Source organism: Polaromonas sp. P1_F1 (assembly GCF_056405795.1).
The window spans coordinates 92,744-108,418 of the sequence record NZ_JBFUBJ010000001.1; the positions used below are offsets into that span (position 1 = coordinate 92,744).

Below are 15,675 nucleotides of genomic sequence, written 5' to 3' on the forward strand. Positions count from 1 at the left end.
CGCCTCCCCCCTTGCAGGGGGCGACACTGGCGGCCCGGCAAAGCCGGTTCCGCGGTGTCCGCTTGGCAAGAAAAGCAGCCTTTGAGCGGTGAGCCGTTTTAGAACAGACATACATGACAGTTCCAACCCTATCCCCTGAAAAGATCGCCAAAGCCCGTGTCCTCGTGGTGGGCGATGCCATGCTCGACCGGTACTGGTACGGCGCGGTAGACCGCATCTCGCCTGAGGCCCCGGTGCCCGTGGTACGTGTCACGCGCACCGAGGAACGCATAGGCGCCGCTGCCAACGTGGCCTACAACATCGTCACGCTGGGCGCGCAAGCCTCGCTGCTGACCGTGGTGGGCGACGACGAGGCCAGCCACCAATTGGAGGCATTGGTCGAAAAAACCGGCATCGCCCCTTACTTCGGCCGCGATGCACGGCTCAAAACAACGGTCAAACTGCGCGTCATCGGCCGCCAGCAGCAGCTGATCCGGCTCGACTTCGAAAACACACCGGAAAACGAGGTGCTCGCCTCCCAGTCCGCCACATTTGAAAAACTGCACACGCAGCACGACGCCGTGCTTTTTTCCGACTACGGCAAGGGCGGCCTCGCGCATATCGTGCTGATGATCGCCCAGGCGCGCGCTGCCGGCAAGGTAGTGCTGGTCGATCCCAAGGGGGCGGACTACGCGCGCTACAAAAACGCCAGCATCATTACGCCGAATCGCGCCGAACTCGAGCACGTGATCGGCACCTGGAGCGACGAAGCCGAGCTGCGCACCAAAGCCCACAACCTGCGCACAACCCTCAATCTTGATGCCCTGCTGCTGACCCGCAGCGAGGAAGGCATGACCCTGTTTGACGCCCAGGGTGAGCTGAATGTACCGGCCGTGGCGCGTGAAGTGTTCGACGTCACTGGCGCTGGCGATACGGTGATCGCCACACTGGCGGCCATGGCGGCCACGGGCATGAACCTTCGTGATGCTGTGCCCATCGCCAACCGTGCCGGTGGCATCGTGGTTGGCAAGTTCGGTACCGCAACGGTCAGTTACGACGAACTGTTTGCCGCGGATTAAATTGCGGCTCAGGTTAAAGGAATCCTCATGAAAGTAGTAGTCACGGGTGCTGCGGGTTTTATCGGCAGCAATATCATCAAGGGCCTCAATGCCCGCGGCATCGACGACATCATCGCGGTCGACGACCTGACTGAAGGCGACAAGTTTCGGAACCTGGCCGGCCTGCAGATCGCCGACTACGTGGATGCCGACGACTTCTATGACCTCTTTGCCGAAGGCGCTTATGGCCAGGTTGAGGCCGTGTTCCACGAAGGCGCCTGCAGCGACACGATGGAGCCCGATGGCAAGTACATGATGGACAACAACTACACGCTGTCGTGCGAGTTGTTCCATGCCTGCCAGGACCAGGGAACACGCCTGCTGTATGCCTCGTCGGCCGCCACCTACGGCGGATCCGACACGTTCAGGGAATCGCCCGAATTCGAACGACCACTCAACGTCTATGGCTACTCCAAGCTGCTCTTTGACCAGCGCCTGCGGCGTGAACTCGGCAACCGGTTTGAAGGCGCAGCCACCCAGGTTGCGGGCTTTCGCTACTTCAATGTCTACGGCCCCCACGAACAGCACAAGGGCCGCATGGCCAGCGTGGCTTTTCACCAGTTCAACCAGTTCCAGGCCGAAGGCAAGGTCAAGCTGTTTGGTGAATACGGCGGCTACGGCGCCGGCGGCCAGATGCGCGACTTCGTCTTCATTGACGACGTGGTGGCCGTGAACCTCTGGTTCTTTGACCATCCCGAACAATCCGGCATCTTCAACCTCGGCACCGGAAGGGCCCAGCCCTTCAACGACGTCGCCCTCGCGGTCGTAAACACCTTGCGCAAAGGACAGGATGCTGCCGCACTGAGCCTGGAAGATGCAGTGCGTGGCGGACTCATCGACTACATCACCTTCCCGCCGGCCTTGGTGGGCAAGTACCAAAGCTACACCCAGGCCGACCTGGGCGCCCTGCGCGCCACCGGATGTGGCCATGTTTTTGCCGATGTGCAAGCGGGTGTAACTGCCTACATGCAGTGGCTGGGCAAGAACAGCTGAGGCCTAGGGTTTCCCTAAGCCCAAATCACGCCAGGCGGGTCAACGCTGCCTGAGACCAGCCCGTTATAAAAGCAGCACCTTTATTCACAAGGGTGCATAACGCACCTCGCCCATCCATCATTGAGGAGATTTCCATGTTCAAGAAAGTACTGGCGTTTTTCGCCGCCATGTCTCTCGTTGCGGCCTTTGCTGCGGTCGACGTCAACAAAGCCACTGAGGCCGAACTCGACGGCATCAAACACATCGGCCCCGTCACCTCCAAGCTGATCATCTCCGAGCGCAAAAAAAGCGAGTTCAAAAACTGGGATGACTTCATCACCCGCGTCAAAGGTGTTGGAGAAAAACGCGCAGCCGAGTTCTCGGCCGCAGGGCTGACCGTTGGGGGTGCCGCCTATACCGGCCCGGCCGCCGCAGATGCGAAGGCAAAAACCAAGGCCGAAGCCAAAGCGGATGCCAAAGCCAGCAAGAAGGCCGACAAGCCAGTCACCGAAAAGGCCAAAGACGCAGCCATCGCCACAAAGGATGCAGTCAAGGGCGCGGCTATCGCGACCAAAGATGCCGTGGTGGAATCGGCCAAAGATGCCAAAGAGGCGGTAACGTCCAAAAAAGACGCCAAGAAAGACACCAAAAAAGAAACCAAGACCGAAGTCAAGGTTGAGGCGGCCAAGCCTGCCGCAAGCGCTGCCAAGAAGTAATTGGCCCGCACCCATAAAAAACCCGCTCATAGCGGGTTTTTTTATGTTAATTTTGGCTTCCAACCCTTTAGGGTCGGGCGCAAGCAGCTATCTATTTCATAGCACTTCAAAGGCCTCTACACCAGCGCAATCAGGTCCGTCACGCCCACCGCGGCGCCGGCCTGCGTGACCAGTGTCGTGGCCTGCCCCCGGTGGTGTGTCTGGTGATTGAAAAAATGCGTGAGGGCCTTCCAGACCACGTGTTCGCGCTGCACCCCTTTCGAGTTGGCGTAGCGCATGGTCATGGCCGGGTAAGCCTCAGGCATGTCGGCAGCCCACTGCTCGATGGCACCGTCGAGCTGCTGCCGTTTGGCTTTCAGCCCGGCCCAGTCTTCGTACAGCACCATGTCCAGCGTGTAGGCCTGCGGCATGTCGACAACTTCAGAGTTCAGCGATGTAAAACGGATGCCGTTGTCTGCCCCACATTGCGCAAAGCGCCTGAGCCAGACCTGGTCGGCCAGAACCAGATGGCCGAGCGTGTGATGGATCGAGCCGAAGAAAGCGCCACGGGCCCGCTGGCGCTCCTCATCGGTCAGGGTTTCACAGGCGTCATACAGCCGTTCATTCATCCAGCGGTTGTACTGAGCCAGAAGCCGGTAGTTGTCGATAAACGAAGCGGTCATATTTGCTCCTGAATTGATAGCTGCTTGCGCTTGCCAGGATTGCGCCAGAGCCGGATTTCATCCAAAAAGACCCGACGGGAATTGCGGCCCACCACCTGCTTGATTGCCCCAAAGCCAGGGCACATCAGCAGGCGCGTTTTCCACCCTTAGATTTTCACCTGAAAGAGGTACTGGTGAATGGCTCCGGCCAGGAAGATCAAACGCAGCCTGTCAAGTGCTTTGGCTCAATAACCAATGGTGACGTGTCTGCGTTTGCTGCGACTCAGGCCGGCACCAACCGGCCTGTCTGCATTGCGTCAAGCTTTTCCGAAGCCGCCGCCGCCCGGCGTATGGATTTCAAAAATATCACCAGGCTGCATCTCGGCCTGGCCGATATGGCCCAGTGTTTCGATCTGGCCTTGCGCCCGGACCACAACGTTTTGCCCGACCTGCCCGGCTTGACCTCCGGCCATGCCGAAGGCGCCGTGTTTGCGCCCGTTCGACAGGATGCTGGCCGTCATGGCCTCCAGGAAGCGGACACGGCGCACACCGCCATTGCCGCCGTGCCAGCGGCCTGCACCGCCGGAGCCCTGGCGAATCTCGTAGCTTTCCAGCCGCACCGGGAAGCGGAATTCCAGTACCTCCGGGTCGGTCAGCCGCGAATTGGTCATATGTGCCTGAACTACAGAGGTGCCGTCAAAACCCGACACCAGCTTGCCCGCATCATCCAGCTTTCCGCCGGCACCCGAACCACCCGAAATGGTTTCGTAGTACTGGTGGCGGGCATTGCCGAACGTGAAGTTGTTCATCGTGCACTGGCCGGCTGCCATCACACCCAGCGCGCCGTAAAGCGCATTGGTGATGCAGGTGGACGTTTCCACATTACCTGCCACCACCGAAGCCGGCGGGTTCGGGTTGAGCATGGAGCCCGGCGGGATGATGACCTTGAGCGGCTTCAGGCAGCCCGCGTTCAACGGGATATCGTCGTCAACCAGTGTGCGGAACACATACAACACTGCGGCCATGCACACCGCCGTTGGCGCGTTGAAGTTATTGGTCTGCTGCGGCGATGTGCCGGCGAAGTCGATCTCGGCGCTGCGTCCTTTGACGTCAACGCGGATGGACACCTTGATCTGGGCGCCGTTGTCCAGCGGCAAGGTGAACTCGCCATTTTTGAGGCGCGTGATCACGCGGCGCACCGACTCCTCGGCGTTGTCCTGCACATGGCGCATATAAGCCAGCACCACCTCCAGGCTGAAGGTGTCCACCATCTTGCGCAGCTCCTGCACGCCCTTTTCATTGGCGGCGATCTGCGCTTTCAGGTCGGCCATATTCTGCTGCGGGTTACGGCTGGGGTATTTGCCGCTTTTGAGCAGCGCAATCATTTCGGCCTCGCGCAGCACGCCGCGTTCCACCAGCTTGACATTGTTGATCTGCACACCTTCTTCTTCAATCAATGTCGAGAACGGCGGCATGGAGCCCGGCGTGGTGCCGCCGATGTCGGCATGGTGTCCGCGCGAACCGACATAAAACGTCGGCTGTGTGGCCGCACCAAGGTAGACCGGCGTAATGACGGTGATGTCGGGCAGGTGCGTGCCGCCATGGTAGGGGTCGTTCAGCACATACACATCACCAGGCTGCATCTTGCCGGCGTTCTCGCGAATCACCGTCTTGATGCTTTCGCCCATGGAACCCAGATGCACCGGCATATGCGGCGCATTGGCGATCAGGTTGCCTTCGGTGTCAAACAGTGCACAGCTGAAGTCCAGGCGCTCCTTGATGTTGACCGAGTAAGCGGTGTTCTGCAGCTGCAGGCCCATCTGCTCGGCAATGTTCATGAAGAGGTTGTTGAAGACCTCCAGCAGCACCGGGTCTACCGTCGTGCCCGCCGCAAATTTCACGGCTCGTTCAGCCCGGCGGTCCAGCACCAGATGGTCCAGCGCCGTCAGCGCGGCTTCCCAACCCGGTTCCACGACCGTGGTGGCGTTCTTCTCGGCAATGATGGCCGGCCCCGAGATGATGTCGCCCGGCCGCAGATCTTCACGCACCACCAGCGCGGCGTCATGCCACTGGCCGCCGGAGTACATGCGCACGGTTTCGCGGCGAGGTACTTCACGCGGCTCATGCGTGGTGTGGCGCGGCTCGGCAGGCGCGTCGCCTGCCACCACGGACTCTACCGACACGGCCTCAACCACCAGGCCCTTGCCCTGCATCAGGAAGGCAAAGCGCTGGCGGTAAGCGGCTTCGAACCCGGACTCGATCTCGTCCAGCGTACCGAAGGGCACGATGAGCGCGGAGTCACTGCCTTCATAACGCACATGCACGCGGTGATGCGTGGTGATGCTGCCGGTGCTGACCTGCTGGCGCTGCAGCTCGGCCTCTGCCGTTGCAGCGAGCGAGTTGAGCTTGTCGGCAATTTCCGGAAGCACGGCGGCCGAGAGCTTGAGCTCCACCGCCTGCTCACGAATCACATTCTGGTCGGCCAGGCCCATGCCATAGGCGCTCAGCACACCCGCCAGCGGATGCACAAACACCTTGGTCATGCCCAGCGCATCGGCCACCAGGCAGGCGTGCTGCCCGCCCGCACCGCCAAAGCATTGCAGCGTGTAGCGTGTCACGTCATAGCCGCGCGCCACCGAAATTTTCTTGATGGCGTTGGCCATCTGCTGGACCGCGATGTTGATGAAGCCCTCGGCCACCACCTCGGCACTGCGGCCGGTCTGTCCCGCCAGTTCGTTGAACTGGGCCTCTACCGCCTCGTAACTCAAGGGCTCATCGGCATTGGGACCAAATACTTTCGGAAAGTAGCGCGGCTGCACCTTGCCGACCATCACGTTGGCATCGGTCACCGCCAGGCGGCCACCGCGCCGGTAACTGGCGGGGCCTGGGTTGGCGCCTGCGCTCTGTGGACCAACCCGGAAGCGCTCGCCGTCAAATTTGAGGATGGAGCCGCCGCCCGCCGCCACGGTGTGGATACTCATCATGGGTGCCCGCATGCGCACACCGGCCACCTGGGTTTCGAATTCGCGCTCGAACTCCCCGGCGTAATGCGACACGTCCGTTGAGGTGCCGCCCATGTCAAAGCCTATGACCTTGGCATGGCCGGCGATTGCGGCCGTGCGGGCCATGCCCACAATGCCGCCCGCCGGGCCGCTCAGGATGGCGTCTTTGCCCTGAAATACATGCGCATCGGTCAATCCACCGGAAGACTGCATGAAAAAGAGCCGTACCCCCGGCATCTCACTGGCGACCTGTTCCACATAACGGCGCAGGATGGGGGAGAGGTAGGCGTCCACCACCGTGGTGTCGCCGCGGCTCACAAACTTCATCATCGGGCTGGTTTCATGCGAGGTGCTGATCTGGGTAAAACCCACCTCGGTCGCGATGCGCTTGGCGGCCTTTTCATGCTCCGTGAACCGGTATCCATGCATAAAAACAATCGCAAGGCTTCGCAGCCCTTTCTGGTACTGCGCAAGCAGCTCCTTTTTTAATAGCACTTCGTCGAGCGCCTGAAGCACCTCGCCTTGCGCGCCCACACGCTCCTGGGCCTCCACCACCGCGCTGTAAAGCAATTCGGGCAGCACGATGTGGCGGTCAAACAGACGGGGGCGGTTTTGGTAGGCAATGCGCTGCGCATCCCGAAAGCCGCGCGTGGTCACCAGCAATGTCGGTTCACCCTTGCGCTCCAGCAGTGCATTGGTGGCCACGGTCGTTCCCATCTTCACGCAGTCCACCACGTCGGCGCGTATCGGCTCGCCCGCTTTCAGGCCCAGCAGGTGGCGGATGCCGGCCACCGCTGCATCGCGATACTGCTCCGGGTTTTCCGACAGCAGCTTGTGGGTCACGAGCGAACCGTCAGGCTTTTTGGCGACGATATCGGTGAAAGTGCCGCCGCGGTCTATCCAGAATTGCCAACGGTCGCCGCCCGGTTTTGAAGTGGTGTCTTGCATGGTTTTTGATTTCAGAGTTAACGTGTTCTTTGCTGATCTCTATGGATCTTTATTGATCTTGTGTGCCGTCAGGCCTGGCTCGACGCAACGCTGTGCGGCGATGTTGGCCGGGGCCTCTTGTCCGGAAAATTGGCGATCTGTGACCTGCCAATGTACCCAAGTACCGGCGCCAAGTGCTGGATATCCGGCACGCCCCGCAGGGCCGTCGAAGCCGGGCACCACGGATAGGGAAGGCCGGCGACCCAATCCATGACCTCGTCCGTGTGCGAGGCCGGCAGGGTCTGCATGCTCGCGATGGTGATTGAAAGGCTTTCCGCCAGACATGAAGGTGGCGAAAAACACCAATCGTAGCGGCCACACCCGACCCGCACGGCGCGGCTGTCCTTTTCCGTCATGGCAACCAGCCAGTCACAGCAAAACACCTGAGCGTCGGCCTCCGGCGGCGAAGTCAGGCAGAAGCTGTAGACATTCTCGTAGGACTGGCCAAAACGGCGCACCAGCACCTCGCCAATGGCGTCCCGCCCCCGGGACACCGGCGGAAAAGAAATCGCACCGGTGTGGACGGTGACCTGCAGCAGGGCATCGTCCGTAAAGGCTTGCGCCAGCAGGTGAGGCCGGTTGCCATCCTTGGCATGAAGGTAGGCGGCGATGGATGCGGAAGGAGTTTTCATGCGATTCGAAGCCTGTGCTTATTGCGGCATGTAGTACGGCACGAAAATATCATTGGCTTCATTGCCCACCGATCGTATCCACTCGCGCGAGAATTTCTCGCCCATGCGCTTGATCTCAGTGTCCAGCTCGGGGGGAATGCGTTCTATCTTCACGCCGTTGGCGCGCAATTCCTCGGTCGCGCTGGTCGCCAGCGCCTGGCTGGCCTGCCAGCCGCGGACTTCCGCCTCACCCGCCGCCTTGAGCACGGCGGCGCGCGTCTCGGGCTTCAGTGCATCGAAGACCTTGCTGTTCACAAACACCGCATTTTTGGGGAACCAGGCATTGATCTCGTAGTAATACTTGATCGGACCCCACACCTTGTTCTCCACGCCGGTCAGCGCAGACGTGATCATGTTGTCCATCCGGCCTTCGGCCAATGCCTTGCCCACATCGACCATGGCCACATCCACCGGCTTGGCACCCAGCATTTCGGCGATACGCATGGTGGTCTGGTTGTAGGTGCGCATCTGGGTACCGCGAAAGTCTGTCGGGCCCCGCACCGGCTTGTTCGAATGCAGGCCTTGCGGCGGCCACGGCACGGCGTACAGGAGCTTCATGCCATGCTCGGTGAAATGCTTTTCAAGACCGGGCCGCTGCAGTTTCCAGAGGCGTTGTGCGTCCTTGTAGGAGGCCACGACGAAGGGAATGGAGTCCGCGCCAGCCAGCGGAATTTCCTTGACCATGCTCGCCATGATGGTCTCGCCCGCTTCGGCCTTTCCCTGCTGCACGGCCGCGCTGATGTCCGCCAGCTTGGCCAGGGTGTTGTTGGGGTACACCTGTATGACCAGCTGTCCGCGCGTGGCCAGATCCACATCGCGCCCAAACTGCAGGAGGTTCTGCGTATGGAAGGACTCTGCCCGGTAGCCCGTGGCCAGCTTCCAGGTTGTCTGGGCGTGCGCTGCCCCCGCCGTGACGAGCACGGCTATTAAAACTGCTTTCATGGGAACTCCTTGGGAGTTGAGAATTAGCCCGGCGGCGGGTGCATGGAACTCACCCTTTCAGGTCTGTCACAAACATCTTGCCCGGCGCATGGGTGATGCACATCGACAGTCGGCTCTTCTGGGCAACCCATTGCGGCGTTACGCCGCAACCCCAGAACACCGGGATTTCATCATCCTTGATGTCGACTGCATCGCCGTAATCCGGTCGCGACAGGTCGGTGATGCCGATCGCCTCCGGATTGCCGATGTGAACGGGCGCACCATGCGCAACGTCAAACCGGCCAGAAATCTCCACCACCTTTGCCACATCGCGGCTCTTGATGGGCCGCATGGTGACGACCATTTCGCCGCTGAACACACCAGCAGGCTGGCACTGGAGACTGGTACGGAACATCGAGACATTGCGGCCCTGCTCGACATGCCTCAACGGAATGCCGGCCTGGGTGACCGCGGCCTCGAAAGAAAAGCTGCAGCCGATCAGGAAGGCTACATAGTCGTCCTTCCAGATCGAACGGATCTCGCCCCGCTCTTCGACAAACTCGCCGTCGCGGTAAACGCGGTAGCCCGGAATGTCGGTCGTGATGTCCGCCCCCGGTGCGCACAAAGGCTCCGTGGCGCCCGGCTTCAGAACCTCCACCAGCGGGCAGGGCTTGGGGTTGCGCTGGCAAAACAACAGGAAGTCAAAGGCCTGTGCCTGCGGCACGATCATGAGGTTGGCCTGGATATGGCCGTTCGCGTGTCCCGCGGTGGGCAGGGCAAACTCGCCGCAGCGGCTGGCCATCCGGAGGTCTGCAGGACGATCAAAAATCTTGTTCATGGCTGGGTAAAGCTTGATTGGAAAAAAATAGGGTGGTACAGCGGCTTTTCCGTCAAAGGCCCAGGTAGGCCTTTTTGATCCGGTCATCGTTGAGGAGCTCATGCCCCTTGCCCTGCATCACGATACGGCCGGTCTGGATGACATAGCCGTAATGCGCGATTCCCAGGGCCTTTTGCAGGTTCTGTTCCACCAGCAATATCGACACACCGGTGGCATTGACCTGCTGGATAACCTCCAGCACCTTGGTCACAAACTTGGGCGCGATGCCCCACGACGGCTCATCCAGCATCAGCAGCTTGGGGCGTGCCATCAGCCCACGGGCGATGGCCAGCATCTGCTGCTCGCCACCGCTCATGGTGCCGGCCAGTTGCGTGGCGCGTTCCTTGAGGATTGGGAACAGCTGCAGCATCTCTTCAATGCCCTGCGCCACCTCGTGCTTGTCCATGCGTGTGAAAGCACCGAGCTCCAGGTTGCGAAGCACTGTCAGCCGGGGAAACAGGCGCCGGCCTTCCGGCACCAGCGACAGGCCCAGCGGAACGCGTTTGTGCGCCGGCATGCGGTGAACCGGCTCACCGTTGAAGGTAATACTGCCCGCTGCGGCGGCATTGAGGCCTGCCACGGCGCGCAAGGTGGTGGACTTGCCGTTTCCGTTGCCGCCCACCAGCGCCACGATCTTGCCGGGTTCGACCTGGAGGCTGACGTCGGAGATGGCCAGTACGTCGTCGTAGCAGACCTTGAGATTTTTGATTTCAAGCATGGTGCTGCCCTTCGATCCGCGCCACGTGGCGGGGAATGCAATAAGCGTGAGGGAAAGTCACTTTCAGTCTCCCAGGTAAGCAGTGATCACGGCGGCATCATTCGACACCTCCTGCGGCGTGCCTTCGGCGATCTTCACGCCGCGGTCCAGCACGACGATCTTGTCGGCGATCGGCATGATGCCTTCCAGCACATGTTCGACGATCAGGCACGCAATGCCCTTGTCCCGGATCTTGAGAACGACGTCCACCGCTTCGCGAACTTCCGACGGATTGAGCCCCGCCATCACTTCATCCATCAGCAGGATGCGCGGCTGTATGGCCAGCGCACGCGCCACGGCCAGGCGCCGCTGCTCGCTGATGGTCATGCTGGCGGCAGGCCGGTCGGCAAAGCGTTCAAGCCCGGCAAAAGCCAGCCAGTCCATGGCAGCCCGACGTGCCTTCACAACGTTGTGCTGCAGCAGCATGGCCGCGGTCATCACGTTCTCGCAGGCCGTCATGCTGGTGAAGGTGCGCGCAATCTGAAAAGTCCGCGCCACACCGGCGCGGGCGCATGTTTCGGGCGGCAGGCCTGCGATGTCGCGGCCGCCCAGCATGATGCTACCGGCCGTGGGGGCAAAATACCCCGCCACGCAATTAAACATCGTGGTCTTTCCGGCTCCGTTGGGGCCGATCAGGCCCACCACCTGCCCGGTGTCCACGCTGAAGGAAACATCCTGGTTGGCGACCAGCCCGCCGAAACGCTTGCTGACCTGTTTGACTTCCAGCAACTTCATACGGCCTCCTCGCCGGCGTTCTGCACGGCGGCGGTGGGCACCGCCATCTGCCGCGATGCATCGGCGCGTGCCTCGCGGCGCTCCCGGAAGCTGCGCAGCCAGCCAATGAGGCCCGTGGGATAAAAGACTGCGATCACGATGATGAGGCTCGCATAAATAATGACATCGGTGCCACGGCCTGTGCCGCCGAAAGCGATGCGGGTGAACTCCTCGATGCTGGTCAGCACCACCGCGCCTACGACCGGCCCAAACAGGGTACCCACGCCCCCCAGGATGGACACCAGCGCCATCTTGATGGAGAGCGCCGTCGAGAGCACCGAATTCGGATCGATGTAAAGCTCTTTCTGCGCATACAGGCTTCCACCAACTGCCGTGAGGAAAGCGCTGACCGACAGCGCGACCTGCTTGTAGCGGGCGATGTTCACGCCAATGCTGCGGGCCGCGTCGGGTTCATCCTTGATGGCCCTGAAGTAGTAGCCGAGGTAGCTGCGCTCTATCCACCAGTTCGCGCCCAAGGTGATGATCAGCAGCCCCAGTGCCAACCAGTAGTACGGCAATTTGGTGGCGAAGTTCAGCCAGAGCCAGCCTTGTTTGTCCATCGGCACGTAAAGCCCGACCGCCGCACCGCCGTAATCCCATTCGGTGAAGAAGATCTGCACCAGCTCGGCCACGGCGATGGTGGCCATCGCAAAGTAGTGGCCCTTGAGCCGGAAGCAGGACCAGCCAAAACCCAGGCTGAGCAAGGCTGCCACCAAACCGCCGGCTAGCACGCCTATCCAGGGATTGATACCGAACTTGACCAGCAGCAGTGTCGAGACATAGGCGCCCAGTCCGTAGAAAGCCGCATGGCCGAGGGACACCTGTCCCGCATAGCCGCCCACGATGTTCCAGGCTACACCCACCTGGGCCGCCATGAGGATAAGGATTGCCATGTTCAGGTGCGAGGCATCCGTGACAGCGGGAACAGCCAGGGCAAGCGCCAGCGCTGCGATGGCAAAAATGAGTTGCTTCATGATCATGCCTTGCCCATCAAGCCCTGCGGGCGGAACATCAGCACGCCGAGGAACAACACCAGCACGATGGCCGTCTTGTACTGCGGCCCAAGCAGCAGGCCGCCCATGACCTCGATCACGCCGACCAGGATGCCGGCCCAGAAAGCGCCAGAGACGCTGCCGAAACCGCCCAGGTTGACCACCACAAAAGCCAGCAGGATGAAACTCGCGCCAACGTCCGGAAAAATCGGGAAGAAGGTTGACAACAGCACCCCGGCTGCGCCGGCGCAGGCCGCGCCTATGCCCCAGGCCAGCGAGAACATCTTGTGCGAATCAATGCCCATGAGGCGGGCCGCTTCCTTGTCGGAGGCGGTGGCTTCCAGCGCCGCACCGAGCCGGGTTTTGTTCAGGAAGAAGTAAATCAGGCCGGTGACCACGACGGCCCCTACACCGGCGACCAGCTGCGGCTTGCCCAGTTGCACGCCCAGCAGCTTGACCGTTCCGCTGACCGCCGAATTCTCGATGGAGCGGAAATCCGGTTTCCAGAGGAACTGGGCCACACCGCGCAACAGGATCATGATGCCGAAGGTCGTGAAGATCTGCGACAGCATGGGCGCGTTGATGATGCGCACGATCACCAGTTTGTACAGCAGCACGCCGAAGCCGAACAGCATGATCACTGTCAGCGGCAAGGTAAGCATGGGGTCCAGCGCATACAGGGAAAACAGCCAGAAGGCCGAGTACATGCCCAGCATGAGGAATTCCCCGTGCGCAAAGTTCACGATGTCCATGACGCCGAAAATCATGGTCAGGCCGATAGCCACCAGCGCGTAAATCAGCCCAATCAGCACGCCGGAGGCCAGCGTCTGAAGCAATATTTCCGTAGTCATGGTTGTCTCTTGGCTTTTTAGGTCAAAACTCGCGGCTTATTTGCGCTGGTCCCACTTGGGCATGGGCCAGGTCACTTCACGCGAGGCCATGTCGAACGGCCAGACCGTGTTGTATTTGCCGCCGATGATCTGCACCAGGATGCCCTGGCCCAGGGTGTTCTGGCCGGTCGCATCGAACTTCACACCCTTCCACGGCATGATCAGCTTGCTGCCGGGCATGTCGGTGGCGGCCAATGCCTTGCGGATAGCTTCGGGCTCGGTGGAGCCAGCACGGTTGATAGCGTCCGCCATCACCATCAGGCCGGTGAAAGTGCGCGAGGAATTGCCGGTGAAGTTGATCTTGTAGCGGCTGTTGAACAGGTCGTTGACCTGCTTGATCAGAGGATTGCGGTTGGCCAGGTCCAGCGCCCAGACTTCACGCGTGATGATGTAGTCGGCGTCCTTGCCGAGTGTCCTGATGAAATCGGTATCGGTGAAGCCCGCGTTGTTCGCCAGGATCATGTCCGGCGAAAAGCCGAGTTCCTTGTAGGTCTTGATCGACAGGATGGCATCGGCCGTGTAGGACGACTGCAGCACCAGGTTGGGGTTCGCCGCCTTGAGCGTCTGCACTTCCGAAGTCAGCTGCGTGGTTTTGGCCGGGTACATCACCTGCTTGACCAGGTTCTGCTTGAACTCGGGCGCGAGTTTGGTCTGCAGCTTGGTGGTTTCCGTGCCCCACAAGCCGTTTTCGTTGAGGCTGGCGACCACGCCCGCCTTGATGCCCTTTTTGGCTTCGAGTTCTTTCAGGAAATCAAAGGCGTTGTGCACAAACAGGTCGTCGTGCGGCGTGGTGCGAAAGAACCACTTGAAGTTGCGCTGCGTGAGCGATGCCGACGACGATTCAGGGTTCAGGAAAGGGATACCGGCGCGCTCGGCGATCTGGCTGGCCGTGGCGGTGACGGCGCTGTTATACGCACCCACGAGTGCCACGACTTTTTCCTGTGTGATCAGGCGCTCGGCTTCCGTAGCGCCAGTCTGCGGGTTGGCCTGGTGGTCGGCAAACACCAGCTTGATTTTTGCGCCCTTGAGGTTGGGCAAGCCTTTGCCGGCAGACAGCGGCAGCTCGGAAACACCGGGCGCACCGTTATTGATGATGTCGGCGGCGAGTTCCAGCGCGCTGCGCAGCTCGGCACCCACGGAGGCGGCCGGCCCGGTGAGCGGATAAAGCACACCGATTTTTATCTCTTGCTGTGCATGCACGCCAAAGGCCATGCCGGTTGATAGCAACACTGCGGCCACTTTGGCCCACCAAGATTTCTTCATGACGCACTCCTCGTAAAAACATGACGGTTGGATGACATGTGACGAAGTGTGCGATTAGCAAATGACGAAATCAAACAAGTAATTTTTTGCTTACGTCATCGATTTTTTCGATGATTGGTATTTACCCTGATGCACCTTTTTTGCCTGTTTTTGCAACCCTGGCCGCCGGCTTGCGACCCGTTTTGGTGCCGGCTCCCGTGCTCTCCGCGGCAAACTGCACGGCCGACCTGACCACCGTCTCAACCACCGATGAAGTCGGGTCGGTGCGGTAGCTCGCGTGGATCGGCAACGACTTCACACGGGTGTCGCAGGTGAGCAATTTCAGGCTGGCGAACCCCGTCAGGCGCTGGACCGCGATGCGCGGCAGCAGGGCCACGCCAAAGCCGCCCTGCACCAGCTGGACCATCGCGGAAATGGATGAAATGGCATGCACCTTTTTGGGTTCCATGCGGTGCTGTTTGAAGAGGTCGACCAGCGTGACGTGCGGCTGCGAGCCTTTCTGAAATGTCAGCAACTCCATCTCCGCGAGCTCATCCAGCCGGTAATTTCTTTTTTTATGCAGCGCCGGATTTCCCACAAACGCCATGTCCATGGGCGGCAAGGCCTGGTTGCGTACCCCGTCCGCCGACGCGGGCAATGCGGCAAACACCAGGTCCAGCGTGCCGCGTTGCACCTGGTCCATCAGGATGGGGGTGGTTTCCACCGTCAGCTCCAGCTCCAGGCCCGGATGGTCTACCCGGAGTTTTTCAAGCCAGGGAATCAGCCAGGAGTGCAGCACCGATTCGATGGCACCTATGCGCATCGATACCGCCATGGCCGCACCGGAACCCATCTCGTGTTTGACCTCGCGCTGCAGCTCCAGCAGCTTTTGCGCATAGACCAGGAAACGCGCGCCCGCGACGGTGAGCTTGAACTGCTTGTCGCGCCGGTCCAGCAGCAGGATGCCCAGCTCTTCTTCCAGTGTGGCGATCCGGCTGGACATGGCAGACTGCGTCAGGTAGAGCTTCTCCGCGGCGCGCGAGATACTTTTGAGCGAGGCAACCCAATAGAAAGCTTCAACAAAACGCAGGTTCATGGCGGGGCCTCAAGGTCGCAAAACAGGTAGGCGCCGGCTT

At 60.8% G+C, this 15,675-nt stretch carries 14 protein-coding genes; 3 read left to right on the plus strand and 11 right to left on the minus strand.

The features are described from left to right. Positions 1-113: 113 nt before the first annotated feature. The 3 genes from rfaE1 to AC1DZE_RS00525 all read left to right on the plus strand — a co-directional run bounded on the left by rfaE1 (position 114) and on the right by AC1DZE_RS00525 (position 2,785). Complete coding sequence (gene rfaE1, locus AC1DZE_RS00515) at positions 114-1,058, plus strand: D-glycero-beta-D-manno-heptose-7-phosphate kinase (RefSeq protein ID WP_477667955.1); 945 nt, start codon at positions 114-116, stop codon at positions 1,056-1,058. 27 nt (positions 1,059-1,085) lie between these two features. Then, positions 1,086-2,090: an ADP-glyceromanno-heptose 6-epimerase gene (rfaD, locus tag AC1DZE_RS00520; protein ID WP_477667956.1), complete on the plus strand. Its 1,005-nt coding sequence runs from the start codon at positions 1,086-1,088 to the stop codon at positions 2,088-2,090. 134 nt (positions 2,091-2,224) lie between these two features. Next, positions 2,225-2,785 carry a ComEA family DNA-binding protein gene (locus tag AC1DZE_RS00525; protein ID WP_477667957.1) on the plus strand — a complete coding sequence of 187 codons (561 nt, stop codon included), beginning with the start codon at positions 2,225-2,227 and terminating at the stop codon, positions 2,783-2,785. Positions 2,786-2,901: 116 nt separating this feature from the next. Here the strand turns inward: AC1DZE_RS00525 and AC1DZE_RS00530 are convergent, their stop codons facing one another. From AC1DZE_RS00530 to AC1DZE_RS00580, 11 genes are all read right to left on the minus strand, one after another. Then, a complete protein-coding gene (locus AC1DZE_RS00530; RefSeq protein ID WP_477667958.1) occupies positions 2,902-3,447 on the minus strand; it encodes a DinB family protein in 546 nt (181 codons plus the stop codon). A 296-nt stretch (positions 3,448-3,743) separates the two neighbouring features. Further along, complete coding sequence (locus AC1DZE_RS00535) at positions 3,744-7,376, minus strand: hydantoinase B/oxoprolinase family protein (protein WP_477699673.1); 3,633 nt, start codon at positions 7,374-7,376, stop codon at positions 3,744-3,746. Between the two features lie 68 nt (positions 7,377-7,444). Continuing rightward, positions 7,445-8,047, minus strand: a complete 603-nt coding sequence (locus tag AC1DZE_RS00540; RefSeq protein ID WP_477673714.1) for a nuclear transport factor 2 family protein — start codon at positions 8,045-8,047, stop codon at positions 7,445-7,447. An 18-nt stretch (positions 8,048-8,065) separates the two neighbouring features. Beyond that, positions 8,066-9,028 (minus strand): TRAP transporter substrate-binding protein, encoded by a 963-nt coding sequence (locus AC1DZE_RS00545; protein ID WP_477673713.1) that lies wholly within the window; start codon positions 9,026-9,028, stop codon positions 8,066-8,068. Between the two features lie 49 nt (positions 9,029-9,077). Then, entirely contained in the window at positions 9,078-9,845 is a 768-nt protein-coding gene (locus AC1DZE_RS00550; protein WP_477667962.1) for a putative hydro-lyase, read from the minus strand. Between the two features lie 52 nt (positions 9,846-9,897). Further along, the gene (locus tag AC1DZE_RS00555) at positions 9,898-10,602 is read right to left on the minus strand and encodes an ABC transporter ATP-binding protein (protein ID WP_477667963.1); all 705 of its coding nucleotides are present in this window, start codon (positions 10,600-10,602) and stop codon (positions 9,898-9,900) included. A 63-nt stretch (positions 10,603-10,665) separates the two neighbouring features. Further along, positions 10,666-11,376, minus strand: coding sequence for an ABC transporter ATP-binding protein (locus AC1DZE_RS00560; RefSeq protein WP_477674294.1), 711 nt, complete (start codon positions 11,374-11,376; stop codon positions 10,666-10,668). Next, the gene (locus AC1DZE_RS00565) at positions 11,373-12,389 is read right to left on the minus strand and encodes a branched-chain amino acid ABC transporter permease (RefSeq protein WP_477667965.1); all 1,017 of its coding nucleotides are present in this window, start codon (positions 12,387-12,389) and stop codon (positions 11,373-11,375) included. The genes AC1DZE_RS00560 and AC1DZE_RS00565 overlap by 4 nt, the downstream gene beginning before the upstream one ends. Before the next feature lie 2 nt (positions 12,390-12,391). After that, positions 12,392-13,258, minus strand: a complete 867-nt coding sequence (locus tag AC1DZE_RS00570) for a branched-chain amino acid ABC transporter permease (RefSeq protein ID WP_457280040.1) — start codon at positions 13,256-13,258, stop codon at positions 12,392-12,394. Positions 13,259-13,294: 36 nt separating this feature from the next. Continuing rightward, positions 13,295-14,560 carry an ABC transporter substrate-binding protein gene (locus AC1DZE_RS00575; RefSeq protein ID WP_457280039.1) on the minus strand — a complete coding sequence of 422 codons (1,266 nt, stop codon included), beginning with the start codon at positions 14,558-14,560 and terminating at the stop codon, positions 13,295-13,297. A 121-nt stretch (positions 14,561-14,681) separates the two neighbouring features. Further along, entirely contained in the window at positions 14,682-15,635 is a 954-nt protein-coding gene (locus AC1DZE_RS00580) for a LysR family transcriptional regulator (RefSeq protein WP_477667966.1), read from the minus strand. Between the last annotated feature and the right edge of the window lie 40 nt (positions 15,636-15,675).

Coding starts and splice junctions, on each gene's coding strand:
- rfaE1 (WP_477667955.1), top strand. CDS start 114: ATGACAGTTCCAACCCTATCCCCTGAAAAGATCGCCAAAGCCCGTGTC.
- rfaD (WP_477667956.1), top strand. CDS start 1,086: ATGAAAGTAGTAGTCACGGGTGCTGCGGGTTTTATCGGCAGCAATATC.
- AC1DZE_RS00525 (WP_477667957.1), top strand. CDS start 2,225: ATGTTCAAGAAAGTACTGGCGTTTTTCGCCGCCATGTCTCTCGTTGCG.
- AC1DZE_RS00530 (WP_477667958.1), bottom strand. CDS start 3,447: ATGACCGCTTCGTTTATCGACAACTACCGGCTTCTGGCTCAGTACAAC.
- AC1DZE_RS00535 (WP_477699673.1), bottom strand. CDS start 7,376: ATGCAAGACACCACTTCAAAACCGGGCGGCGACCGTTGGCAATTCTGG.
- AC1DZE_RS00540 (WP_477673714.1), bottom strand. CDS start 8,047: ATGAAAACTCCTTCCGCATCCATCGCCGCCTACCTTCATGCCAAGGAT.
- AC1DZE_RS00545 (WP_477673713.1), bottom strand. CDS start 9,028: ATGAAAGCAGTTTTAATAGCCGTGCTCGTCACGGCGGGGGCAGCGCAC.
- AC1DZE_RS00550 (WP_477667962.1), bottom strand. CDS start 9,845: ATGAACAAGATTTTTGATCGTCCTGCAGACCTCCGGATGGCCAGCCGC.
- AC1DZE_RS00555 (WP_477667963.1), bottom strand. CDS start 10,602: ATGCTTGAAATCAAAAATCTCAAGGTCTGCTACGACGACGTACTGGCC.
- AC1DZE_RS00560 (WP_477674294.1), bottom strand. CDS start 11,376: ATGAAGTTGCTGGAAGTCAAACAGGTCAGCAAGCGTTTCGGCGGGCTG.
- AC1DZE_RS00565 (WP_477667965.1), bottom strand. CDS start 12,389: ATGAAGCAACTCATTTTTGCCATCGCAGCGCTGGCGCTTGCCCTGGCT.
- AC1DZE_RS00570 (WP_457280040.1), bottom strand. CDS start 13,258: ATGACTACGGAAATATTGCTTCAGACGCTGGCCTCCGGCGTGCTGATT.
- AC1DZE_RS00575 (WP_457280039.1), bottom strand. CDS start 14,560: ATGAAGAAATCTTGGTGGGCCAAAGTGGCCGCAGTGTTGCTATCAACC.
- AC1DZE_RS00580 (WP_477667966.1), bottom strand. CDS start 15,635: ATGAACCTGCGTTTTGTTGAAGCTTTCTATTGGGTTGCCTCGCTCAAA.